Genomic DNA, 25,182 nt, shown 5'->3' on the forward strand with positions numbered 1-25,182 from the left:
GGTTAACATGAACAGCCAACTATTCCTTATTACCTTCGTGCTCTACATTGTCGCCATGATTGTGTTTGGCTGGTGGATTTCAAGACACAAACGGGGTAGCGGCGACGACTTTCTACTCGGCGGAAGAAGCGTTCCGCTATTCCTTACCGTAGGTACTACGGTCGCGACCATGGTGGGCACCGGCTCCAGCATGGGCGCCGTTGGGTTCGGTTACGCCAACGGCTGGGCGGGTGCCTTATACGGGCTTGGAGGCGCCGTGGGCATTTTACTGCTCGCGGTCTGTTTTGCTCCCGTACGTAAACTTCGCTTTATGACCATGAGTGAGGAACTCGCCTATTACGTCGGTGCGAATCGGCTGGTACGTAATGTGGTCGCGCTACTTATCTATATCGCCTGTATAGGCTGGTTGGGCGCGCATATTCTTGGCGGTGGTCTCTATCTCTCCTGGATGGCGGATATCGATCTAACCACCGCACGTATTCTGGTGGCGTTAGGCTTCGGCATTTACTGCGTGGTGGGGGGTTATTTTGCGGTTATCTGGACTGACACCATTCAAGCGGTTGTACTGTTTGCGGGTTTTATTTTGATGGCGGTGCTGGCGCTAGTGGAGGTTGGCGGCTTCTCAGGCCTTACGGCAGGTATGGATGCGGGGGCCACTAGCTTTCTAGGTATTGGTCAAATTGGTGCGCTGCCAGCGCTGTCACTGGCTGCCGTCATTGCCATTGGCGTGCTTGCTACGCCCTCCTTTCGGCAGCGCATCTATTCAGGTAAATCAGTCAAATCGGTACGCCGCTCGTTCTTAATCACCGGCGTTCTTTACCTGGGCTTTTCGATCATTCCCGCGATTATTGGTATGGCCACCCACGCCCTTAACCCTGGGCTTGAAAATAGCAACTTCGCCTTCCCTTTCCTGGCCACTGAAATTATGCCCCTAGGATTAGGACTACTGCTATTGGTAGCGGGTCTTTCCGCCACGATGTCTAGCGCGAGCTCTGATGCCATTGCCGGTGTTTCCACGCTGATTCGCGATCTATATGTGCTGGCAACGGGCCGCACGCCCTCAGCGCGAAATGTAGTGCGCTTCTCGCGTATTGCGCTAGTGGCAACCATTGGTCTGGCGCTGCTGTTCGCGCTGGCCTCAGACAATGTCATCACTTACATCACCCGCATGATCTCGACGATTCTGTCAGGGCTGTTTGTGAGTGCCATGCTGGGCCGTTTCTGGTCACGTTATAACTGGCAGGGTGCCATCGCCACGTTAATTTGCGCCTCGGTGACCTCCTTAACGATTATTGCCAATGGCGACTGGACAGCCTTCTGGGGTAACCCAAGCATCCCCGCTGTGCTAGTAGCGCTGGTAGCGGGTGTGATTGTAAGCCTAGTGACGCCCGCCTCACGCGTGACTTCTGCCCAGGCACTGGCAATTCTTGACCAAGAGCGCAAGCGTATGGAGCAAGTGCCCGAACCGACTCTCACGAACGCTGAAGCGCCCGCTGCACCTCGCTAATCGTTAGCCATTAGTGCGCAATAAAAAACCCCACTGATTGAATCAATCAGTGGGGTTTTGAACTTAACGGGATTATAAGCCCGCTAGTGCCTCACGCAGCCCGCCCTGGGTTAGTGTTTGATATGCCACCAGCACCGCCTGTGCAAACGCATCGTCTTGTGCCAATGCGTTTGGCACCACATCGTCCATGGCTAAATAGGCCGCTACCAGCGCGCTGGGATCGCTACCATGCATCTGGTGCAGCTCTGCAAAGCGCTTGGCTAGCGGATCATCCACGGGGTAACTATTTCCTAGTAGGTCTTGACCCGCGGTATAGCGAATCCAGGCCGCCACTCCCAGCGCCACGCAGGGCGAAGTTTGACCAGCGGCACTACGTTCCAGCGCGCCGGAAAGCCAGCGCTGTGGAAGCTTTTGGCTACCATCCATAGCGATCTGCTGCAGACGATGACGCAAACTGTCATTGGCAAAGCGTGCCAGCAGCGAGTCAGCATAAGCGTCTAAATCTATTCCCTCGGGCATCTCAAGTGTAGGTGCCGCTTCTTCAAGCATATATCGGCGCAACAGCGCCCGAAGCTCGACGTGATTGATGCCGTCATAAACCGTTTCGATACCTGCAAGCGCGCCAAGATAGGCAAGCAAGGAGTGGCTGCCATTGAGCATGCGCAGCTTCATGGTTTCAAACGGCGCCACATCTGCCACCATCTCAACCCCCTCAGCTTCCCAGCGGGGTCGCCCCTGGGGGAAGTTATTTTCAACCACCCACTGCGTGAACGCTTCGCATACCACGGCGTTTGGATCGGTAACGCCCAGTGCCGCTAAGCGCTCAAAATCGGCGTCGGTCATCGCAGGGACGATGCGATCCACCATGCTGCAGGGAAACGCCACTTCTCTGGCAATCCAACTGGCCAATGCTGCGTCTCGATGCTCGGCCAATTGCACCACCGCTAGGCGTGTTCGCTTACCGTTATCTGGCATGTTATCGCAAGAGAGCACGGTAAAGGGGGCAATGCCAGCCTCATGCCGCCGAGCTAACGCTTCCACCAATAGCCCTGGTGCGGTACGTGGCTGCTGGGGCGAGGCTATATCGCCGATGATCATGGGGTCATCGACTCTCAACTCACCGCTGGCAGGGTTTAAAAAGTAGCCCTTCTCAGTGACTGTTAACGTAACAACACGGGTATCCTCAGAGGCCATTCGCGCCAATAGCGCCTCTCGGTCTCGACCCCAGCTATCCATACTTTCGTCCGCGCCATCACGGCCCGAGAATAATGTCTCTTCAATAACGCCTATTTCGCGCAGCGTGACGCTGTCACTATCGGCGTACTCCGCTACATGATAGCGCTGCCCTGCCGCACGTAAGCCGTCGACTAAACCAACGCTAGAGCGTAAATTCGCGCTGCAAACGCCCCACTCACCATCGCCACTGCGTTGACGATAACGTTCTAAATAGACCGCTTGGTGGGCGCGGTGAAAAGCGCCTAACCCCAGATGGACAATCCCGATCCGACCACTTCTTGGCTTTGCTTCAATAAGCTTTGGAGCCATCATCAACTACTCTCCCATCAGCAAGTTAGGCAACCAAAGCGAAATCGCGGGGACATAGGTCACCAACAACAGTACCGCCAAGTTGCACAGTAAAAAAGGCACGATGGCTTTTGCCACCGTCAACATAGGTATCTTGCCAATCCCCGCTACCACGAATAGGCAGACCCCCACCGGCGGGGTTGTCAGCCCAATCATCAGGTTCAACACCGCGATTACCGCAAAGTGAACCGGATCGACACCCACGCCAGTGGCGACTCCCACCAAGGCCGGGAAAAGAATAATCAGCGCGGCAATGGTCTCCATAAAAGCGCCAACAAACAAAAGAATCAGGTTAAGGATGAGTAAAACAATGAGCGGGTTATCGCTAATGGAGAGAATCAGTGAGGCTATCATCTGAGGGATCTGCTCACTGGTGAGTATCCAGCCAAACAGGTTGGCTAACCCCACCATCAGCAGTAGTGCCGAAGAGGTTAATACGGTGTCTGACAAAATCGCCGGAAGCTTTTTCCACGACAGGCCTTTATACACATACATGCCGACGACCAAGGCATAGAGGCAAGCCACAATAGAAGCTTCGGTAGGGGTAAAGAACCCGCCGATAATGCCATAGAGAATAATCACGGTCATCAGCAGTGCCCAGAAGGCCGTTTTGGCTTCGCGCAGCAGCTGCAAAAACGGTACCCGCTGCTCTTTGGGATATCCACGCCGAACGGCCAGGATATACACCGTAATCATCATGGCGAGGCCCATTAGAAGCCCCGGTACGGCACCTGCCAGGAACATCCGTCCGACCGAAATCCCGCTGAGCGAACCGGCAATGATCATGGGTACGCTGGGCGGTATAATCGGCCCAACGGTTGACGAGGCGGCGGTCACCGCAGCAGCAAACGGCTTGTCATAGCCTGAGCGAGCCATACCGGGAATCATCACCGAACCGATGCTGGCTGAATCTGCAACCGCCGTGCCGGAGATACCACCGAAAATCATCGACCCTGCCACATTGGCCAAGCCAAGACCGCCGCGAATGTGGCCTAACAGAGCATTGGAAAAACGCACAATATGATCAGTGATATTGCCCACGTTCATTAAATTGCCGGCCAGCACAAAGCCGGGAATACACAGCAGCACGAAGGTGTCGATACCCGCATACATGCGCTGCGGCACGATGGTTAATGAAATGCCTTCAAGCAGCAGATAAGAGAGCGAGGCTAACCCCAGCGCAAACGCAATGGGCATTCCCACCAAGAGCAAAACCAAGAAAACGCTAAAGAGGATAATAACTTCCATGCTTACGACTCCGGAAGGGAGGCAGAGGAGTGACACATTGCGATAATTCCCTCAAGACACCCCAGCAAGCTATAAACCAGGAGAAGCGCAAAGGTGACTACCGTTGAGAAAAAGATATACAGCATGGGAACATGCAGCGTGGGCGAGGTTTGCCAAGCGCCGTTTTGCGCATACTGCCAAGCGTAAGGCAGCACCAAAAAGGCAAACAGGCCAATCAGCGCACAGATCAACACTTGAAAGGCTGCCTGTATGCGCGGCCCCAGTAGATGATGGAAAAGCTCAACGCTGATGTTTCGGTTCTGTCGCAGCACCACACCAACAGATAGTGCCACCATATAAATAAACAGATAGCGCGAGAGTTCTTCGGTCCAGGCTATCGAAAACGGCAAAAATAGCCGTGAACAAATTTGCAGCAGTACCGTGGCGGCAATCGCAATCAGCGCCGTAACAGCCAACGTCAGAAAGCACGTGTCCACCCAGCCAATGACGCGCCCAATGGGGCCTTTAAATTTAGGCACCACCGACATTGAATCCAGACTCTCCAACGCTTGCTGTTCAAGCGCTTTGTGATCCGAGTTCATAACCGTATCCTCATGGGCAAGCTGCTTGTATCGTTAGAAAATGGACTGGCGCACGGCCAGCCCATTGTCATTATCAATTGACCACAAATCCGAGCTTACAGGTCTTGGATAGCGTCAAAGAGTTCACGCTGCTCTTCGGTTAAGGCCTCAAGCACGGCGGGGCGAGCTTTCTCTGCAAAGGCATCGACATCGACTTCCACGAACTCCATGCCACGCTCCTGTAGCGCTTGCTCAAGACGTGCTTGGTCATCAACGAAAAGCTCGGCTTGATACTCCTGCATCGTTTGAGCAGCGTCTCGCACCACTTGCTGAAGTTCTTCCGGCATACTTTCCAACTGGTTACGGCCAATCACCACGTAGATCCAGCTGCGCACATGGCCGGTCATGTTGACGTAGTCCTGCACCTCATTAAAGCTGGCGCTTTCGATCAGACTAAGCGGGTTCTCTTGACCTTCCAGGGTGTTTTGCTGCAGCGCAGTGAACACTTCGCTAAACGCCATTGGGGTTGGACGTGCCCCCATTGCCTGCCATGTATCAACGAATAGCGGCACGTTAGGAACGCGAAGACGTAACCCATCCAGCTCATCAGGCGTGCGGATAGGACGATTGGAGGTCAGCTCACGGGGGCCACGCTCAAACCACGCCAAAGGTACCAGGTTAGTGCGTTCAGTGATTTGCGCTTCAATCTCAGCACCAATATCGCCGTTAACGGCGGCATGGAGGTGTTCGGAATCTCTAAAGGCGTACGGTACCGCCATCATCGCGGCTTTCGGCGCCCAGTTCTGTAAGCTTTCACCGGTAATAGTCATATCCGCCGTGCCCAGTTGGATACTGTTGATCACGTCCATCTCGTTCCCAAGCTGCTCACTGGGATAGAGGCGTACTTCGATCTGCCCGTCAGAGTTTGCTTCGACCTCCTGTTTAAATTTCTCAGCGGCCTGGTGCCAAATGTTCTGCTCATTGGCTAAATGGCCAAAACGCAGGGTAAAGTCTGCCGCCATTAGTGAGTGACTGCCTAGCATGGCGGCCCCAAGAACAGCGCTGGTGATAAGTTGTTTGATCATTGTCTTTCTCCTGCACACGGGTGTTGTTAGTTGTTTATTGCAGCTATTAATTTCGCGTGGGTTGGCGTGGGTTGGAGTAGCATCCCTCAAGCACTGATTTGAATCAGCACCTTGCGGGCCTCTTCTGGCCGGTGGTCAAGCATGTCGATGGCGCTGGGCATGTCGCTTAGCGGCAACCGGTGGCTGACTAACGCCAACGGATCCAACTGCCCACTTGCCATTAGCTTTAGCACCTCCGGAAACTTACGGTTGTTGAGCCGCGACCCGACCAGGGTCAGCTCTTTCTTAATCACCTCTAACTGCACTAGCTCGCTGGGCTGAACGCTAAAGCCCAGTAGACCAATGCGCCCTGCTGGCGACGCTAAACGCAGCATTTGCGGTAACAGCGCTGGCACGCAGGCCGCATCGGCAATCAGCGGCACGCCTTCCCCCTGGGTTAAGGCAAGCACCTCTTTTTCCACATCCTGCTCGCGGCTATTAAATACCTGCGTTGCCCCAAGCTGTTTTGCCGCCACTAATCGCTCGTTAATAACATCAGTGACGATGACCTCTTCAATCCCCTTGGCCAAAGCCATTTGCAGGATCGTAAGGCCAATAACGCCGGCGCCCAGAATCATTAGTCGATCACCAGGGTGCGGCTGCATACGATCAAGTACGTTGGCGGCAATGGTATAAGGCTCAACTAAGGCAGCGGCGTCTAGCCCGATATGCTCAGGTAGGTGGTGTACGTTAGCCGCGGGTACGGCCACAAACTCTTCAAAACCACCATCGCGATGCACACCGATCACTTCAAGCGAACTGCACACGTTGGGACGGCCAATCCGACAGGGGTAGCACTCACCACAGCTGATAACGGGGTCAATGCACACGCGATCCCCAACGGCTACGTCAGCCACGCCTTCCCCTACCGCCTCCACTACCCCGGCGAACTCATGGCCGGTGATGCGCGGAAAGCGCACAAAGGCGTTGTCGCCATGGATAATGTGCATATCCGAGCCGCAGATACCGGCAAATGCTACGCGTACCAACGCTTCACCAGCGGCCACCTTGGGCGGATCAACTTCCGCGACCTGGTAGTCATGGGGCGCCTTTACCTGGAATGCTTTCATCTAGATGAACTCCTTCACCAGTGCCACAAGGTGCCGTCTTCTAACCGGTTCACCGGCAGGCTGGCGCGCTTATAGGGGTATTGCTTGGCTAACTGTTCATCGATATCAACACCATGCCCCGGCTTTTCACCAACGATGAAATGCCCGTCCTCAAAGCGATAATCGTGGGGGAATACCTCGTCAGTGGCGCTGGTATGCGGCATATACTCCTGGATGCCGAAGTTGGGTACCCAGGTGTCAAAGTGAATCGCCGCCCCCAAGCAAACCGGCGAAAGATCCGTTGGCCCGTGGAAGCCGGTACGCACGTGGTAAAGACCCGCCAAATCGGCAATGCGCCGTACGTGGGTGATCCCCCCGGCGTGGGTTAAAGTGGCGCGTATATAGTCAATCCACTGATTCTCGATCAACGCTTTGGCGTCAAACAGGCTGTTAAAGACTTCACCTACGGCCAGCGGCGTGGTGGTGTGCTGGCGGATAAGGCCAAACGCCTCCTGATTTTCAGCCGGTACGCAGTCTTCAAGCCAAAAGAGATGGTAGGGCTCCACTTCTTTACCTAAGCGAGCAGCCTCGATGGGCGTCAGGCGATGATGAACATCGTGTAGCACGTGCAAATCATCGCCGAAGCGCTCACGCACGGCGGCAAATAGTTTAGGCACATGGTTTAAGTATTTACTGGTACTCCACACATGCTCTGCGGGCAAATCAGAATCTGCAGGTTCATAGGGCTCACCCTCTTTTTTGGCGACACCATAGATGCTGGCAATGCCTGGCACACCAGCTTGAACGCGTACCGCTCTGTAGCCCTCATCCACATGGCGGGCGACCTCTTCTAGGCACGCTTCAATATCACGCCCTGTCGCATGACCGTAGACCATCACCCGATCGCGACTCTTACCACCCAACAGCTGGTAAAGCGGCATCCCCGCAAGCTTTGCTTTGATGTCCCATAGGGCTACGTCCACTGCGGCAATAGCCGTCATCGTTACTGGCCCACGCCGCCAGTAAGCGCCGCGATACAGAAAGTGCCAGATATCTTCAATGCGGCTAGCATCGCGACCAATTAATGTTGGTAACACATGTTCTTCCAGGTAGGCGACCACCGACAGCTCGCGGCCATTTAATGTGGCATCGCCGATCCCATACACTCCTGATTCGGTAACAATTTTCAGCGTGACAAAGTTGCGGCCTGGGGACGTTACGATTAAATATGCATCGCTAATGATCATGGTAAATCCATCACAAGAAGTAAAAAGAAGTTAACGCTCAAATAGGTAGCGCTGCACATTGTGGTAGCACACCGCACGAACCAGCTCGCCAACTCGGTCAATATCGTTGGGTAACTCGCCGCGGGTCATTTGAGTCCCCAGCATTTGGCAAAAAATACGCCGAAAATACTCATGACGAGAAAACGATAGAAGGCTACGAGAATCAGTCAGCATGCCCACAAAGTGGCGCAGCAAACCAAACTGCATCTGGGTAGTTAGCTGGCGTTCCATGCCATCACGCTGGTCGTTAAACCACCATGCGGCTCCAAACTGCACTTTTCCGGGGATTCCATCACCTTGAAAGGAACCGGCCAGCCCAGCGAGCATTTCGTTATCCCGCGGGTTAAGGTTATAAAGCACGGTGCGCGGCAGTTGATGCTGGCTATCCAGCGCATCCAACAGCGCCGCTAAAGGTTCTGCGTAGGTGATATCGCCAATCGCATCGAAACCACTGTTAGCGCCTATGTCACGACGCCCCCGCTGGCTTAAATCGCGCAAAGCGCCAATGTGAAGCTGCATGACCCAGCCCCGGCGTGCATACTCCTTACCGAGCCATAGCAGCACCGCTGTGGTAAAGCCGTGCACATCATCACTACTCAGTTCATTTCCGCGCTTTCTGCGGTCGAGTATCCGATCCAGCTCATAAGCTGCAGGAGGCTCAACAAAAACGGGCTTCTCAAGGCTATGGTCGGAAAGGCAGCAACCTAAACTTTCGAAATGTTCGAGACGCTGGTACAGAGCAGCCAGCAAATCATCGAAACGCTGTATCGTCACACCACTGGCAACTTCGAGCGTAGCGAGATAATCGACAAACGCTGGCTGTTCTATTTTGAGAACCGCATCAGCTCGAAATGTCGGCAGCATAGTCGGCCCAGTGTTCGCCTTCGCGTGCCGTTGATGGGTTTCCAAGCTATCCACAGGATCATCCGTGGTACAAATAGTACGCACGTTAAAGCGCTCCAAAATCCCTTGAGCACTAAGCTGTGGAGTTGCTAGCCGCTGTTTAGATAGGTGCCATATCTCCTCAGCTGTCTGTGCAGAGAGGAGAATATTGTCGATCCCTAACGGCTTCTTAAGCTCAAGATGCGTCCAATGATAGAGTGGATTGCCTAAGCAGTCGGGTACGGTTTCCGCCCATGCTTGAAAGCGTTCTCGGTCACTGACATCTCCGGTTATACGCTGCTCAGCAACACCCGCGCAGCGCATTGCACGCCATTTATAGTGATCCCCTTTTAGCCATAGCTGGGTTAAATTATCGAACTGGGTATTATGAGCTATTTCGACTGGATCTAAGTGCGAGTGATAATCGCAAATCGGCATGATCGCTGCGTGCTCATGATAAAGCCGTCGGGCTGCTTCATTTTCTAACAGAAAGTCTTTGCCCATGAACTCAACATTATCATTAAACTTCATCATCGCTCCTTCATTATGAGAGTGTCATAGGCAGATTTAGCCCAGCAATAAATTAGGCAAAAACAGCACTACATTGGGGAAGAAGAGAATGCCCAGCACAACCACAAATACAGCAAAGGCAAAAGGCAGTAACTCACGGCTATACTCATAAAAAGAGCATCGTAATATTCCGCACACGGTATACATTGAAATACCCACAGGAGGTGTCATGCCACCGAACGTAACCAGCGTCATCATTAACAGCCCAAAATGAACAGGATCAACACCTGCGGCTTTAATAACGGGCACCAAGATGGGGGTTAACAACATGACAACAACCGTGGCTTCTAACAACATACCTAGAAAAACAAGTATTACGGAAACTGCCAGCAACAGTGTTATATGACTAGAGAATACGCCGAGTGTTAGCTCTGCTATTGTTTGCGGCACCCTTTCGAAAGAGACGACATAACCAATAATGCCTGAGAACATAATAATCAGCATTATCATGCCAATATCTCTTACGCTGGCACGCATGGCATTAAGTATCTCTTTAATACCCATTTCTCGGTGTATTACGCAGCCCACCAACAAGGCATAAGCAACCGCAAAAGCACCTGCTTCGGAAGGGGTAAAAAGTCCATAGCGAATACCCACCAAGAGCCATACGGGGAAGAGAATTGCCCAGATACTGCCACGTAGGGCCTTAAGCACTTCACGGCCGGTGGGCAACCGCTCCCTTACTGGCTGATAGCCCCGTCGTTTAGCCATGATGTAAGTGGTCAGCATCAGCGCCACCATTAGCAAGAAGCCCGGCACGAGGCCTGCGATAAATAGCCGCCCTATCGAAACTTCGCCAAGATAGCCGTAAAGGATCAAACCGATACTCGGTGGAATGGTCGCAGTAATCAGCCCCCCAATAGAGAGCACCGCCCCAGTAAACCCCGCTGAATAGCCTCCCTTGATCATGCTTTTTCCCAGCACCCTGGATTGCATTGCGGCATCCGCCACGGCAGAACCGGAAACCCCGCCCATTAAGGTGCTCAACACGATACTTGCCTGGGCTAAACCACCGCTCATCCATCCTGCTAATAGAGTAGAAAGGTGAACCAAACGGGGGGTAATACCGCTGGCGTTCATTAAATGGCCGATGAAAATAAACAACGGCACAGCTAATAGTGGAAATGATTGCGTCGAAGATACAATGCGCTGGACGGCAATGCTTGTCGGTAAAAATGTTTCTGGCAATAAGAAATAGGAGAAACCCGCAATTCCAATAGCAAAGGCAACGGGCATACCTATCGCCATGAGAAGCAGACCGAATCCTAATAACAGAGCTGCCGTCATAGCGCCTCCTCCACAATGTCATCATCGTCAACAACCAAACTCCCGATGACGCCCTTAGCGAACAAGCGGCGTACCAGTGAAAGCATCATTAACAATGCCCCGACAGGAAGTGCCAGAGTGATATACCCATAACTAAGTCCTGCCACTCCCATGGGACGCTGCCAGTTTGAAGCTGCTAGAACGAAGCCATACCAGATTAAAAGAGCCAGAAAGAGCATCATCATCCCAACACATAGGCTGGTAATCATGAGCTGTAACTTAAGAGGTAAACGAATGACAAGGGCATCAATTCGCACCTGGCCTCCCTGGCGCAGGGTAATATCAGCCCCTAATACAGCAGTCCAAATAAACAAAAATTGTGCAAGCTCAGCGCCCCCTGCAAAAGGATTCCCTATTGCCCTAGCCGTTGAGCTAACTAACATGGTGAGAGAGGTACCACCGAGTAGCATAATAGCCAGCCACTCCTCACCTTTATCGTACCAATGCCACATACAGCATTCCTCGCCCTATACGGGCATCCGGACAGTTAAGTAATAGCAAAAGACAAAAAGGGTGCAGCCCCCGCCCTGGCGAGCAGAGGGCTGAGACTCACTCTGAAGAAAGCAATTGATCACGATACTGGTTGTAACCTAGCTCTTCATAAACGCTGCCCATTCGATCTCTGAATACGCCCATATCCACTTGAGAAAACGTAACGCCCTCCGCTACCATCCGCGCGCGCACTGAGGCTTGAGCCGCTGCGGTTGCTTGACTAGCAGCTTCACCAGCTTTTAGCAGTTCTTCATCAAGAATAGAGCGCAGCTCATCAGGTAATGCTTGATACCACTGTTCAGAAGTCGCAATACCGGTCATCAAATGAATATGGTTTGTTAGTGCCACATGAGTAATAACTTCATGCAGATTTTGGCCTTCAGCGGCGGTTAGTTGTGCTTCAGCCCCGTCGATCGACCCTAGCTGTAGCGCTGAGTAAACTTCTGACCAAGGCAGCGGTGTTGGAGTAGCGCCCATCGCTTCGACGGTTTTCACCCATACTGGTGAGTTGATAGTCCGCACACGCACACCACTCAAATCATCAGGTGTCTTCACTTCATTTTGAGTCAGCATCTGCCGTGACCCTTGAAACCAGTTATAATTGAGTAATCGTAAACCACTGGTTTCTGCCATACTTTCGACCCAATCAAGGTAAAGCGGAGATGTTGTGATTTGGTCATAGTCACGATAGTCTTCAACTAAATAAGGGGCACTTAAGATACCCAACTCAGGTTGATACTCCGATAAACGCCCCGCATCGACTAAGATCGCGATATTGGCACCACTACGAATTTGTTCGATCACGTCTTCGTCAGAACCAAGCTGGCTGTTTGGGAAAATCTGAATGGTCAGCTCTCCCTCTGAGCGCTCATCAATCGCCTCTTTAGCGCTCTCCATCGCCTGAGCAATGGGATCCTGAGGACTCAACGCAATTGAGACATTAAGCTGGTAAGCAGCGTGAGCCGAATGGCTTGCGACAACCAATGCAACAGCAGGCAGTAATTTTGTGAGTTTCATGTAGGGCTCCTAAAGACATCTATTTATTGTTGATAATTCACCAGCCAGTTCTGGCTGGATCTACTTCATGCAACTTGTGCAGCGTTGTTGTACTCATTAGTGGGTTTTATATAGTTAGCGCATGAACATTCATGCTCACACCTTCAAACAGCTCCGGAAAGCGATGCTCTAATTCAGGCAGAGAGTGGAGTATTTCACATTGATGAATACTCATTGCCTGAACTGCCGCGTCAGTATCTCCAGCAGATATCGCATCCACGATGGCCTGATGCTGATCGGCCAATTTCGGAATAGGCGTAGAATCAGGAATACTCAAATACCGTACTCTGTCTAATTGTGCTTTGACGTCTTCAATCACATTCCACGCCATGGTTTGTCCCGTAGCCAATGCCAAGGTGCGATGAAACATTTCATCAAGAAAGAAGAAGCGGTCATGGTCTTGTCGCTCGATGCAGCTACGCTGTCGATCAATCAGCTCGTTAAGCTCCATTAGCACGCCAGACTGAAGGGGTTGCTTGGTGGCTTCGCGTACGATTGACACCTCAAGCGACTCACGAATAAATCGTGCCTCTAGCACCGCTTGGCGCGAAATGCGTACAACATAGGTTCCCCTTTGAGGGCGAACTTCCACCAAGCCTGACTCTGAGAGCCTTATGAAAGCTTCCCGCACTGGCTGACGGCTCACCGAAAAAGTGTCGGCAAGCTCCTTTTCCGATAGCGCCTGCCCCGGCGCCAGTACCATCTGAATAATCGACTGCCTCAGCACATGAAATAGCCGTTGGCGAACCGATTCCCCTTCGTGGGTTCCCTGCCAGAGCGTTTGTAATGTCGTGTGCATTGCACCTGATCCTAATTAGAGAAGCCCGAGACGATTAGCGCCAGAAGCTGATATGACTAGTATGGTAGTTGAATTGAGATAAAAAAAGGCTCATCGCTATACCCTTTAGTCGCATGTCGCGCCGGACATCTAATAGCCAACTTCTTAGCTGGTTCTGAGAAATATCTTACATAACATCTCGGTTTAGCGTATTTTTTGAACTTTGAGCTGTAATAAAATCGGCATTCAAACGCGAGTATTTAGCAGACGAATCACCTAAAATGGTTTGAGACAAACGACTGAATACTGCCCAATACGGCAATTGCCATGGATGGCTCACGGCTGCTGCAAGCTAAATACGCGTAAGGAGAGAATAATGCAGGCCATCCAGGCAAAGGATAATTCGAAAGACCTGGTCTTAACGACAGAATTACCGTTATTTTTGATAGCTGATCTACTCAAGTGTCCAAACTTACCTACCCTCCCTGCTGTCGCCGTTAACGTTTTAAAAGTGGCACGTACTGAGCATCCGTCGGTAAACGACTACGCCAATGCTATCGAGCGTGATCCTGCCTTGAGCATGCGTATCATTACCCTTGCCAATAGCGCTTTTTTCTCACGTAGTCATATAAAGGTACATGCGTGCCAAGAAGCAACGGCACGTTTGGGGTTAGACACCACGCTGGCAGCGGTAATGAGCTTCAGCCTGCTTCAAAACAGAGGTATTGACGCCCATTACCAGCGGGTATGGATGCGCTCTATCATCGCCTCGTTAGCAGCACGACACCTTGCCATACAGCTTTGCCCGGACATGGCGGGGCCCGTTTTCACTGCCGCCTTACTACAAGACATTGGCATCATGGCTTTAAGGGCGACATACCCTAAAGAGAGCAATGAGTTGTATGCTGAAGCCGCACTCTCTCATCGACAGTTATCCGAGTCGGAACAGCGCCTTTTTGGCTGCGATCACTCTCAAGTAGGTGCTTGGCTCGCTGCCAAATGGGGTGTTCCAACACCGCTCGCTCAGCGTATCTGCGATAGCCACAATGAGTACGACATTACCGCCGCCGATAGGCTTTGCATTCAGCTGTCTGGGCCCATCGCCGACGCCTGGCTCTCTTCACATCCTGCGCAGTCGCTCGTCGCCGTGGTACGAGAGTTTGAAACCTACCAGGGCGCCCATGCGATCTCATTACGGCTTTTGTTAGAGAATATTCAGGAACAGTTGCCAGCGCTGGCGGACATGCTGCAAATGACGGCCCCCCCTTTGCAGGATAACGAATCGTTGCTTGCCGAGGCTCAACAACTGCTGTTCCAACAGACGTTACAGCTCAAAGCGCGCTTTGAAACGCAACAAGTAGAGCTCGCCTCCCTGCGTCAACGACAAGATGAGTTAGAAGAGCGTTCACGAACCGATATGCTCACCGGTCTTGCCAACCGATCCTGGCTTGAAGAGCAGATGCATAAGCGCTTTGCCTTATGCCAGGAACAGTCTCGCATCATGTCAGTGGTATTTATTGACCTTGACCACTTTAAGAAGCTCAACGATCAATACGGCCACCAAATGGGCGACAACGTGCTGCAAAAATTCGGCAAAACGCTGCAGTCGCTTATTCGTGAAGGCGATCTTGCGGGGCGCTGGGGAGGCGAAGAGTTCCTGGTTATTTTGCCAGATGAAGATGCCCAGGCAGCTCAAGTATTCGCCAAACGTATTGCCCAGCGTTTAGAAAAAACGCCCATGGCTCACAACGACCAGCACCCTATCTATGTCTCCGTTTCGATTGGCATTGCCTGCCTGAACGACGGCGGATTTGGCGATGCGGGCGAGCTTATTGATGCCGCGGATAAAAGTATGTATTTCATTAAACGCACGGGTAGGGGTGGAATAGCAGTATATGGGGAGCGCGGCGCGCCAGGGGCTCCAAACTAGCATCAACTAGCCTCTACCTTAATGGACAACAAAGGCAGCCATGCTGGAATTTCATCAGGTACATAAAACCTACACGACGCCACAAGGGCCGCTGAACGTGCTCAACGATGTCTCCCTTCGTCTCGCGGCAGGAGAAAGCCTGGCGCTAATGGGAGAATCTGGGAGCGGCAAATCCACCCTACTGCATCTTGCCGCCGGTTTAGATCTTCCCGACCAAGGAACAGTTAGCTTCGAAAACCAGAATGTCGCGTCTCTACCTGAGCCCACGCGCGCCAAGCTACGCCGCGAGCAACTGGGTTTAGTCTTCCAGCAATTCCACTTAGTGCCCAGCTTAACGGTCATCGACAATCTGCGCTTACAGGCGCGCTTAGCCAATCGCGACGATGCCGACTGGACAGACCACTTAATTGAGCGGCTTGGGCTGAGTGGCATGGAAACACGTTACCCGGAGCAGCTCTCTGGCGGGCAGCAGCAGCGCTTAGCTATTGGTCGTGCTCTGGCGCCGCGCCCACCTTTGCTGCTTGCCGATGAACCCACGGGCAATTTGGATGAAACCACCGCAGGTGAAGTGCTTGAACTGCTATTGAGCCTGGTTCGCGAAACTCAGTGCGCCCTGCTCATTGTCACCCACAGCCCCCAAGTGGCGGCTCCGCTTGATCGCTGCCTACGTCTAAGCCACGGTCATCTACTAGAAGCGGCACTATGACCCGGGTGCTATCCACGCTACTTAGCCACTACCGGCGCCACCCCGGCCAACTGATAATGCTGCTGCTCGGACTATGGGTGGCTAGTGCCCTATGGAGTGGCATCCAGGCGATCAACGCCACCGCTCGCGACAGCTACGCCCGCGCCGATGCGCTGTTTGACACCCAGCTGGATCAGCTTGAGCGGCGCGATGGCATGCCATTCAGTCGTGCCGAGTATCACGCCCTGCGTCAAGCAGACTTGCCCGTATCGCCCATGCTAGAGGGTGAAGTCGTTACCCAAGATGGCACCCGGCTAACTCTGATCGGCATTGACCCACTGACCCTTTCCAGCGATAACGCGCTGGCTCAAGCCAACACCTCCGCGTCGTTAAGTGACTTTCTAACGCCCCCGTGGCAAACACGCGTAGCGCCTGACGCTTTGGAAACCCTAGGGATAACGCGCGAGAATGCATCGGCTGCCACCCCGACCTTGGCAGATGGCAAAACACTCCCGCCGCTCGTTTTAGCGCCAGCACTACCCCCAGACACGCTGATCATGGATATTGCCGCCGCAGCGCGGTTGCTTGAAAGCGGCGACCAGCTTACGCGCATCGTGGCCGCCCCGGGGGCACTCACTGAAGCGCCCCCGGGATTAACGCTCACCCGCGCCACCACGCTTGCCTCCCCTGGTCAACTGACCGAAAGCTTTCACCTGAACCTTACCGCACTGGGGCTACTTGCCTGGGTCGTGGGGCTATTCATCGTTCAAGCAGCGCTAGGCCTAGCGTTGGAGCAACGCCTGGGCATGCTGCGCACCCTGCGAGTGCTGGGTGTATCAGGGCGCAGTTTAGTGCTAGCGCTCAGCTTAGAGCTGCTCCTGCTCGGCCTAATCGGAGCACTTGCCGGTATTGCCAGCGGCGTATGGCTGGCACGTTTGTTACTGCCCGATGTCGCGGCAACCCTGGGCTCACTTTATGGCGCAGGCATCGGGCAAGAGCTCAACCTGCCCTGGCATTACTGGGTCGGTGGGCTGGCGGTTAGCCTTGGCGGACTACTGCTGGCAGGCAGCGGCGTGCTATGGCGCGCGGCCCGCTTAAACATGTTGGAGTTAGGTCAGATGCAGGCCTGGCGTAGCGGTTACCGCCGCCAATTATCGCTAATGAGCATCGGCGGCGCTTTCGCGATGGGCGTTGCGCTAGCATTGTATGTTTGGCTTCGCTTTCAGCCCCCTGGCGATGGATTAGTGACAGGCTTTACGCTGGTAGCGGCGTTACTTCTGGCTAGCGCCCTGTGGCTGCCGCCCTTTTTAGCACTGCTACTAAAAGCGCTGACGTACCTCGCCCGGCGGCACCCACTTATTCACTGGGCACTGGCGGATATGCAGCTTCAGCTACCTAGGCTGTCACTGGCCATGATGGCACTACTTATCGCCCTGGCGACCAATCTGGGGGTCGGTAGCATGGTCGGCGGCTTTCGCCTGACGTTTTTAGACTGGCTCGATCAGCGCTTGGTCGCCCCGCTCTACTTGAATGCCCCCGCCGAGCAATATGCGGATATTGATGCTTGGCTGGCTGATCGCCCGGAGGTCTTCGAGCGCCTGCTCACACGGCGCAGCGATGCAACACTACAGGCCGCTACAACGCCGGAAGGTAGCCGCTCTTTAGGCACGCCTATCGAGCTTTACGGCATTACCCCTGGCGAATCACTCACTCCGCACTGGCCGCTGCTGGCAACCCAACAAGACCGCTCATCCGCCTGGGCAGCCTTTAGTGATGGCGCGATTTTTATTAACGAGCAACTTGCCACTGCAGAGAACCTCTCCCCCGGTGATCGCCTGACGCTGAACGCGCCCGGCGCCAATGAAACGCTGACCATCGCCGCTATTTATCCCGACTACGGCAACCCCAGCGGGCAGGTGCTAATGGCATCGCCCCAGCTTGCCGCTCGTTTTGATGCCCCGCCTAGCTCCATGGGGTTAGTGCTGAGTGACGAGGCTGATGTTGATACCCTGCGTGCTGCTCTGCTCGAACGCTTTGACCTCGGCAGCGATGCGCTGAGCGATCAGCGCGAGATCAAGCGTATTGCCACCGAGATTTTTGAGCGTACCTTTACCATTACCCGCGCGCTCAATGCATTAACCCTAGCAGTAGCGGCACTAGCGCTGCTCGCCAGCCTGCTGACCCAGGCACGCAGCCGACGCCAACAGTTAGCGCCGCTATGGGCGCTGGGCGTTCCCCGAGCACAGCTGGCACAATTAAATCTGGCACAACTGAGCGGTGCCGCATTAGCCACCGGCCTGCTGGCCATTCCACTGGGTATCGCGATTACCTGGGGATTAGTGGCGATTATTAATGTGGCCGCCTTCGGCTGGCGACTACCGCTCTATCTATTTCCTGGGGAAATGGCCGTTACCCTGGCCACCGCCGTTGGTGTGGCACTCCTGGCAGCAGCCCTGCCCACGCTGCGTTTCTGGCGCGCCTCACCGCGGGCCTTACTGGCAGAAGAGGCCAATCAATGAGCTTAAGGCTTCGACTAACCTTGCATCTTCTACTGATAGCCACTGTAGCGCTAACGCTTTACGGCTGTGACGAAGAGAATCAAACCGAAACCAACAGCACAGGCTTTGCCGGTTTAGGACAAGACGCCGATGGTTTTAGGCATGCCGAGCCTAATCAGCCGCTCAGTTTTCCACAAGAGCACGCCGCCCACCCGGACTACCGCATTGAATGGTGGTATTTAACCGCCAATTTAGAAGACGCCGACGGTGAGCCACTTGGCCTGCAGTGGACGCTCTTTCGCCAGGCGCTGATACCTCTCAACGAACGCCCTGCGCCTACTCCTTGGGCGGCCGATCAACTGTGGATGGCCCATATGGCGATCTCCCAGGGCGAGCAACACCAGGTGGCCGAACGTTTCGGGCGCAGCCATTCACAGGCCTCATTGAACACTCCCCAGGACAGCCAAGCAGGCGTAATGATTAGCCCCTTTCATGCCTGGCTGGATGATTGGCAGCTTAAAGCTAACGAAGAAGCCGACAGCAGCGATTTTAATCACCTCACACTAACCGCCTACAGCGGCGAGGGTGCATCGCGTTTTGGCTACCGTTTAGAACTGACTGCAGAGGGGCCGCTGGTGCTTCACGGCGAAGAGGGTTTTAGCCAGAAAGCCGCCAATGGCCAGGGCTCCATGTACTACAGCCAGCCCTTCTGGCAAATAAACGGCGAAGTCACCATTAACGGCGAGACAAAAACCGTTAGCGGGCGCGGCTGGCTGGATCGGGAGTGGAGCAGTCAACTGCTTGATGCCCGCCAATCAGGCTGGGACTGGTTCTCGATTCACCTTGAGGATGGCCACAAGCTGATGGCGTTCCAACTACGTGGCGGCTCCGCCCAAAACGCCGACTACCGCTCCGGCACCTGGATTACTCCCCAAGGCGACGCCACCCCCTTAGCATCAGATGACATTACCCTAACGCCGCTGGCAACGTCGGCTGTCGCCGGTCGCAATGTGCCCACCCAATGGCGGCTGGAAATACCGTCAGTAGGGATCGACATCAACATCGAAGCGCCCCACGCCAACCGCTGGATGACCACCAGCGTGCCCTACTGGGAAGGTGAAGTGGTGGTCAACGACCGCGCCAGCGGCGAACCGCTTGGCGAGGGTTATTTGGAAATGACCGGGTATTAATTAGCCGAGATCAAAAATCGCATCTTATGTATAGCGAATGTCGCTTTATGACAACTAATGTCTGCGCACGGCGACACACTAGTAAGCGAATAAACTGTTGACTAGAGAGCACGCCATGAACCGCAATGTCATTCTTACCTGTGCCGTGACGGGCGCGGGAGATACCACCGCAAAAAACCCCAATGTGCCTGTTACACCCAAGGCCATTGCAGCTTCCTGCATTGAAGCGGCGCATGCCGGGGCCAGCATCGCGCATATCCATGTTCGCGACCCGGAGACCGGCGGCATCAGCCACTCTACTGAGCAGTTCCGCGAAGTGATGGAGCGCGTACGCGAGGCCGATGTGGATATTGTGATGAACATCACCGCTGGTGGCGGCGGCGACTGGATACCCGATGCCACCGACCCAACGCGCGGCGGCCCAGGCACCGATATCCAAACACCCGCCGAGCGTCACGCCCCGGTCGGCGAACTGCTTCCCGAGCTGTGCACGCTGGACTGCGGCAGCCTCAATTTTGGCGATATGGTCTACGTAAACCCCGCAGACTGGCTACGCGAACACGCCCGCCTGGTTCAGGCCGCAGGCGTTAAGCCAGAGCTGGAGTGCTTTGATCTGGGCCACGTCTGGTTTGCCCGCCAGCTTCAGCAAGAGGGCTTGATCGATGGCGACCCGCTCTATCAGCTCTGTCTGGGTATTCCCTGGGGTGCTGAAGCGGACACAGAAACGATGCTGGCCATGCGCAACAAATTACCTGCCAATGCTAACTGGGCCGCCTTCGGCATTGGTCGACATCAAATGCCCATGGTCGCCCAGGCGGTGCTGCTGGGTGGCCACGCTAGGGTTGGGTTGGAAGATAACCTGTTTTTAGAGAAAGGCGTGTTGGCTAACAACGGCCAACTGGTCGAGAAAGCGTCGACCATTATTGAAAACCTCGGCGCCCGAGTAATGACGCCTGCAGAAACCCGCGCTCATCTCAAACTACGCGACCCGTTGACCGGAAGTATCATGGGTAACACAGCAGGAGGTGACAAATGAGCCGCTTAGCCGTCATCGGTACCGGCGTGATTGGCAACGGCTGGATTGCCCGCGCCCTCGCTCAAGGCTGGGACGTCGTCGCCTTCGACCCGGATCCCAAGGCACCGGCGCGTACCCAATCGTTTATCGACAATGCCTGGCCCTCGTTAACCCAGCTCGGCTTAGCGCCCGATGCTAGCCCTGAGCGGTTAACCTTTGCGGATACGATTGAAAAAGCCGTGGATGGCGCTGACCTGATTCAGGAAAACGTGCCCGAGCGCCTACCGCTAAAGCAAGAGATTTTATCCGCGATTGACGCTGCTGCCCCACCGGACGTCATTATTGGCTCGTCTACCTCCGGCTTTAAACCCACCGACCTGCAGCAGCAGTGCCAACAAGCGCCTGGGCGCGTGATCGTCGCTCACCCCTTCAACCCGGTGTATTTACTGCCATTGGTAGAGCTTGTTGGCGGTAAGGCCACCCAGCCCACACAGATCGCCAGCGCCCAGAGGCTGTATCAGGCCCTCGCCATGCGCCCACTGGTGGTTCGCCGTGAAATTGAGGGCCACATCGCCGACCGCTTAATGGAGGCGCTGTGGCGGGAAGCCCTGCATCTGGTTAACGATGGCGTAGCAACCACCGAAGAGATCGATGCCGCCGTGGTTTACGGCTGTGGACTCCGCTGGCCGTTAATGGGCACGTTCTTAACCTTCCACCTAGCGGGCGGCGAGCCAGGCATGCGCCATATGCTGGAGCAGTTTGGCCCAGCGCTTAAACTGCCCTGGACCAAGCTGGAGGCCCCGGAACTCACCGATGAACTGATTGATAAAGTCGTCGAGGGGTGTGAGCATCAAGCGGCAGGACGATCAGTGGCCACCCTTGACCGGCGCCGGGATGACTTTTTAGTCGAGCTGCTCGAGGTGGTGCAAAAATATTGGCCGGAAGCCGAAGGCTTACAGGGGCGCATTTAATGATTATTTATGAAACCCACGTCGCTCCCGAGTGGGTCGACTACAACGGGCATATGAACGACGCGGAGTACGCCCGCGTCTTCTCTCTGGCCTGCGAGGCGCTTATCGACACCATTGGGTTGGATGAAGCGGGCCGAGAACACTATGGCTACACGATCTATACCCTGGAAACGCATCTTTGCTACCGCCGCGAGGCCCACCAAGGCCAAGCCCTGAACGTCAGTCTGACGCTACTGGATAGCGACACAAAGCGCCTGCACGTCTTTTTCACCCTGTTCGATGACGAAGATAACCTGATCGCGACCAGCGAGCAGATGTTGATGGGCATGAAACAAGCCTCTGGGCGCCCAAGCCCGTTTCCAGAAGCGGTCGCAAATCGCGTGACAGAACTACCCCAAGCCCATAAAGACGCTTGGCCCGAGCTTGCCAGCCGCACCATTGGTATTCGGCGCTAAGGGTTACAGTAGCGATGAACGTGGACGACTTCATTCAGCGCTTTAGCGCCGGGCTGGCAAAGATAAAGGAGCTGCCATTACCTCAAGCACGGCGCGCCTACGTTGAGCTTTGCCAAACGTTCGCCCCACCCGACCCGGCAGGAATGCGGGTTAAAAATAGCGCTTTGGGTGGTATTCGCGTGCGCCGTTTTATTCCCCAGCAGCGCACACCAGGCCGCGCGCTGTTTATCCATGGCGGCGGTTTTACCATCGGCTCAACAGAGAGCCACCATGGCCCCGCCGCCAGCTTGGCCCAGATGCTTGAGCGTGAAGTGGTAAGCGTTAACTATCGGCTGGCACCAGAGGTAGATTACCCCGCCATGTTGGCAGACTGCCGTACGGTGTTAGAAGCGATTCAACCTATCGCGCTGGTGGGTGACAGCGCGGGCGGGCGATTAGCCATTGACCTTGCCCATCAGCGCAATGAAGCGCCGCCGCTAGGATTGATCTACCCAACCGTTGGCGCGCTTTCCCTTGAATGCTTGGGAGAAGATGCGCCACTGCTTTCACGCGGCGATGTGCTCGGCATTCGTCAACAGTGTCCTGACATCATTGCGACTCAGCGTGATCGCCACCCTCCTGCCACAAGCATTGAAATGCTTACCGTGGAGAGGGATCCACTGACACTACCCATCGAAGCCGCAATAGCCAATTGGCGCGAGGAAGGTGCCTCGGTAGGCTATCGCTGCGCCCCGAACATGGTTCATGCCGCCCTTCACGCCCATGCGCTGCTACCCGATATGAGTGCGGCTTGGCAGGACTTTTGCCAAAAACTAAAACAGCGCCTTAATTAATAAGGCGCTGTTTGTCGTTAATCACAGCTTAGGCTTTACGAGCCGTGCTATTAACGAATAACTATTAAGAGTCGAACTGGGCTCGCACCTGCTCAATGGCGGACTCCCCATCGCGGGTTTCAACCCCCTCCAGCCATTCGGCAACGGTATCCAGGTTGTTGCCAATCCACTCATTAGCCACTTCATCCGCCGGGCGCTCTTCGTAACTGTACTCATGCACCCAATCGTTTTGATCTTCGATATCGATCACGTACTGCGACAGAAAGCGGTGAACCTCAGGCGCTTCTTCCGCCAGGCTGGCAGGGGTAATTGTCCATACCGTGCTTTCAATAGAAGCCACGCCCGCGTCATCGCTATCGGCTAAATAGGCCAGATCAAAGCTCACGTTCATCCAGTGAGGCTCCCAGCCGACAAAGGTCACCCACTCTTCATCGGCCATTTTTTGCTCAGCCTGGGCCAGCATGGCCGAAGTCGAGCTTTCGCGGAGCTGCCAATCGCCCAGCCCCGCAAGATCATTATCGATGGCATTGAGAATCGCATCGTTAATACCGGTGCCCGCTTCAATCCCCTGAATTTCACCATCGAAGCGGTCGTGATGCTCTGCCAGCTCAGCCACCGTGGTGACGCCTGCATCGTAAACATACTGGGGAACCACTAGCCCGGAATTGGCGCCGCGGATATTGGAAACCACTTTTTCGACTTTACCGTCGGCCACCAGGGGCTCGACCATATCAGTCTGAACGGGATACCAGCCGCCTAGATAAATTTCCAAGTCGTTCCGCGTTAAGCCTTCGAGGATAACGCTCACGGCTAAATCTTGCTGTCGGGTCTCGTACCCCATGGTCTCAAGTAGCTGGGCCGCCACTTCAGACTTTACCGTCACCCCAGGCCACGGCGGCACCCCAAAGCGCAGTTCATCAAGCTCTGCCATAGCGGGTGTGGCAGTAAACGCAGCGAGTAAAAAACTCGCTGTCAACGACAGCGTCTTAGTAGTGGTAGGGCTGGTAGTGGCAGAGCTAGTGGTGGCGAAGCTAGTTGTGACCGACATTTGGCTAAACCTCTTTATTAGTTGGGTTTAGCTAGTATGCGCGGCTACTCCCCTATCACTAGACACTAAGCGACGCTTATCAGGCATTAAGCGACACTCATTGCGCTTTAAAGGTCTTCTCCGCTATGGCAGAACGCACCTGCCGAGGCGAGTAGCCGTAATGCGCACGAAACGTACGCGCAAAGCTCGACGACGAACTAAACCCACAGGCCACGCCCACTTCTAATACCGCTAAGTCAGTCTCGGCCAGCAGCCGCCGGGCGCGCTTCACACGCAGCTGCAAATACCATTGACGCGGGGTCACGTTTAGCTCCTGCTCAAACAGACGCTGCAACTGGCGCACCGATACCTCTACTTGGCTGGCTATCTCGTCAAGGGGGAGCGGTTCTTCCAGGTTCTGCTCCATCAGCGCAACCGCCTCCACAACGCGCCGGTTATGCGTACCTAAGCGCTTCACCAACGCCATGCGCTGCTGATCGCTGCGGGTGCGAATTCGGTCATGGATCAGTTGCTCGGAGACATCGATAGCCAACTTTGCGCCATGCCGCCGGGCAATCACTTCCAGCGCCATATCCATCGCCGCTGCCCCACCCGCACAGGAGAAGCGCCGCTCGCCCAACTCGTAAAGCTCATCGGTAGTGTCAATACCCGGAAAACGCTCACGAAACGCGGGCAGACTCTCCCAGTGCAGTGCCACCCGCTCGTGCTTTAATAACCCTGTAGCGGCGAGTAGAAACGCTCCGGTATCAATACCACCCAAACAGCAGCCCGCCTGATCCAACTGATGAAGCCAGGCCATTAACGGCCGGGTAAGATGCGCCTCGGGAGTAAAGCCGCTGCATACCGCAAGCGAGGGCAAATGGTGAACATCCGCCGTTGCGTGATCCACCATCAAGGTCATACCGTTCGACGCCGTCACCGGCCCGCCATCAGCGCTAATCAACGTCCAGTCGAACAGCGGTCGATGGGCAATGCGGTTGGCAATTCGCAGCGGCTCCACCGCCGCAAAGAAAGCCATCATCGAATACTGCGGCAATAGCAAAAACCCCACCATTTCAGGCAGCGGGCCCTGGTAACTAAGACGCATAGCAATGC

22 protein-coding genes are annotated in these 25,182 nt (G+C 54.6%); 9 read left to right on the forward strand and 13 right to left on the reverse strand.

Going from position 1 to position 25,182, the window contains the following annotated elements; translation table 11 throughout:
- Positions 1-7: 7 nt before the first annotated feature.
- Entirely contained in the window at positions 8-1,507 is a 1,500-nt protein-coding gene (locus K7H09_RS05560) for a sodium:solute symporter family protein (RefSeq protein ID WP_230803968.1), read from the forward strand.
- Positions 1,508-1,579: 72 nt separating this feature from the next.
- Here the strand turns inward: K7H09_RS05560 and K7H09_RS05565 are convergent, their stop codons facing one another.
- From K7H09_RS05565 to K7H09_RS05615, 11 genes are all read right to left on the reverse strand, one after another.
- Positions 1,580-3,055, reverse strand: a complete 1,476-nt coding sequence (locus K7H09_RS05565) for a mannitol dehydrogenase family protein (RefSeq protein ID WP_230803970.1) — start codon at positions 3,053-3,055, stop codon at positions 1,580-1,582.
- Between the two features lie 3 nt (positions 3,056-3,058).
- Positions 3,059-4,339 (reverse strand): TRAP transporter large permease, encoded by a 1,281-nt coding sequence (locus K7H09_RS05570; RefSeq protein ID WP_141441317.1) that lies wholly within the window; start codon positions 4,337-4,339, stop codon positions 3,059-3,061.
- Between the two features lie 2 nt (positions 4,340-4,341).
- Positions 4,342-4,920 carry a TRAP transporter small permease gene (locus K7H09_RS05575; RefSeq protein ID WP_230803972.1) on the reverse strand — a complete coding sequence of 193 codons (579 nt, stop codon included), beginning with the start codon at positions 4,918-4,920 and terminating at the stop codon, positions 4,342-4,344.
- A gap of 95 nt (positions 4,921-5,015) precedes the next feature.
- Positions 5,016-5,984 carry a TRAP transporter substrate-binding protein gene (locus tag K7H09_RS05580; protein WP_022524048.1) on the reverse strand — a complete coding sequence of 323 codons (969 nt, stop codon included), beginning with the start codon at positions 5,982-5,984 and terminating at the stop codon, positions 5,016-5,018.
- A gap of 86 nt (positions 5,985-6,070) precedes the next feature.
- On the reverse strand, positions 6,071-7,093 hold the full coding sequence (locus K7H09_RS05585) for a Zn-dependent oxidoreductase (protein WP_009287704.1): 1,023 nt from the start codon (positions 7,091-7,093) through the stop codon (positions 6,071-6,073).
- 14 nt (positions 7,094-7,107) lie between these two features.
- Positions 7,108-8,319: a D-mannonate dehydratase ManD gene (gene manD, locus K7H09_RS05590; protein ID WP_041157987.1), complete on the reverse strand. Its 1,212-nt coding sequence runs from the start codon at positions 8,317-8,319 to the stop codon at positions 7,108-7,110.
- Positions 8,320-8,349: 30 nt separating this feature from the next.
- Positions 8,350-9,771, reverse strand: a complete 1,422-nt coding sequence (gene uxaC, locus K7H09_RS05595) for a glucuronate isomerase (RefSeq protein WP_230803974.1) — start codon at positions 9,769-9,771, stop codon at positions 8,350-8,352.
- Between the two features lie 36 nt (positions 9,772-9,807).
- The gene (locus tag K7H09_RS05600; RefSeq protein ID WP_022524051.1) at positions 9,808-11,097 is read right to left on the reverse strand and encodes a TRAP transporter large permease; all 1,290 of its coding nucleotides are present in this window, start codon (positions 11,095-11,097) and stop codon (positions 9,808-9,810) included.
- Positions 11,094-11,588: a TRAP transporter small permease gene (locus K7H09_RS05605; protein WP_022524052.1), complete on the reverse strand. Its 495-nt coding sequence runs from the start codon at positions 11,586-11,588 to the stop codon at positions 11,094-11,096. Before K7H09_RS05605 ends, K7H09_RS05600 begins: the two co-directional genes overlap by 4 nt.
- 97 nt (positions 11,589-11,685) lie before the next feature.
- On the reverse strand, positions 11,686-12,645 hold the full coding sequence (locus K7H09_RS05610; RefSeq protein WP_009287701.1) for a C4-dicarboxylate TRAP transporter substrate-binding protein: 960 nt from the start codon (positions 12,643-12,645) through the stop codon (positions 11,686-11,688).
- Positions 12,646-12,751: 106 nt separating this feature from the next.
- Positions 12,752-13,483, reverse strand: coding sequence for a GntR family transcriptional regulator (locus K7H09_RS05615; RefSeq protein WP_027959012.1), 732 nt, complete (start codon positions 13,481-13,483; stop codon positions 12,752-12,754).
- Between the two features lie 355 nt (positions 13,484-13,838).
- On the opposite strand from K7H09_RS05615, the gene K7H09_RS05620 reads away from it, so the two are divergent.
- The 8 genes from K7H09_RS05620 (at position 13,839) to K7H09_RS05655 (ending at position 23,039) form a co-directional block, all read left to right on the forward strand.
- Positions 13,839-15,392, forward strand: coding sequence for a sensor domain-containing diguanylate cyclase (locus tag K7H09_RS05620; protein WP_035539125.1), 1,554 nt, complete (start codon positions 13,839-13,841; stop codon positions 15,390-15,392).
- Between the two features lie 40 nt (positions 15,393-15,432).
- The gene (locus K7H09_RS05625; RefSeq protein ID WP_138800013.1) at positions 15,433-16,098 is read left to right on the forward strand and encodes an ABC transporter ATP-binding protein; all 666 of its coding nucleotides are present in this window, start codon (positions 15,433-15,435) and stop codon (positions 16,096-16,098) included.
- On the forward strand, positions 16,095-18,596 hold the full coding sequence (locus K7H09_RS05630; protein ID WP_230803976.1) for an FtsX-like permease family protein: 2,502 nt from the start codon (positions 16,095-16,097) through the stop codon (positions 18,594-18,596). The genes K7H09_RS05625 and K7H09_RS05630 overlap by 4 nt, the downstream gene beginning before the upstream one ends.
- A complete protein-coding gene (locus K7H09_RS05635) occupies positions 18,593-19,765 on the forward strand; it encodes a lipocalin-like domain-containing protein (RefSeq protein ID WP_230803979.1) in 1,173 nt (390 codons plus the stop codon). The genes K7H09_RS05630 and K7H09_RS05635 overlap by 4 nt, the downstream gene beginning before the upstream one ends.
- Before the next feature lie 115 nt (positions 19,766-19,880).
- Positions 19,881-20,801, forward strand: coding sequence for a 3-keto-5-aminohexanoate cleavage protein (locus K7H09_RS05640; RefSeq protein WP_230803982.1), 921 nt, complete (start codon positions 19,881-19,883; stop codon positions 20,799-20,801).
- The gene (locus tag K7H09_RS05645; protein ID WP_230803984.1) at positions 20,798-21,751 is read left to right on the forward strand and encodes an L-carnitine dehydrogenase; all 954 of its coding nucleotides are present in this window, start codon (positions 20,798-20,800) and stop codon (positions 21,749-21,751) included. Before K7H09_RS05640 ends, K7H09_RS05645 begins: the two co-directional genes overlap by 4 nt.
- The gene (locus K7H09_RS05650; protein ID WP_230803987.1) at positions 21,751-22,206 is read left to right on the forward strand and encodes a thioesterase family protein; all 456 of its coding nucleotides are present in this window, start codon (positions 21,751-21,753) and stop codon (positions 22,204-22,206) included. The genes K7H09_RS05645 and K7H09_RS05650 overlap by 1 nt, the downstream gene beginning before the upstream one ends.
- 14 nt (positions 22,207-22,220) lie before the next feature.
- Positions 22,221-23,039, forward strand: coding sequence for an alpha/beta hydrolase (locus K7H09_RS05655; protein WP_230804002.1), 819 nt, complete (start codon positions 22,221-22,223; stop codon positions 23,037-23,039).
- Positions 23,040-23,103: 64 nt separating this feature from the next.
- Here the strand turns inward: K7H09_RS05655 and K7H09_RS05660 are convergent, their stop codons facing one another.
- The gene (locus tag K7H09_RS05660) at positions 23,104-24,087 is read right to left on the reverse strand and encodes an ABC transporter substrate-binding protein (RefSeq protein WP_230804005.1); all 984 of its coding nucleotides are present in this window, start codon (positions 24,085-24,087) and stop codon (positions 23,104-23,106) included.
- A gap of 97 nt (positions 24,088-24,184) precedes the next feature.
- Positions 24,185-25,174: a GlxA family transcriptional regulator gene (locus tag K7H09_RS05665; RefSeq protein ID WP_052475578.1), complete on the reverse strand. Its 990-nt coding sequence runs from the start codon at positions 25,172-25,174 to the stop codon at positions 24,185-24,187.
- Positions 25,175-25,182: the final 8 nt, after the last annotated feature.

The sequence above is a fragment of the Halomonas sp. IOP_14 genome (assembly GCF_021021315.1).
In the GTDB taxonomy this organism is placed as follows: Bacteria; Pseudomonadota; Gammaproteobacteria; order Pseudomonadales; family Halomonadaceae; genus Vreelandella; species Vreelandella titanicae.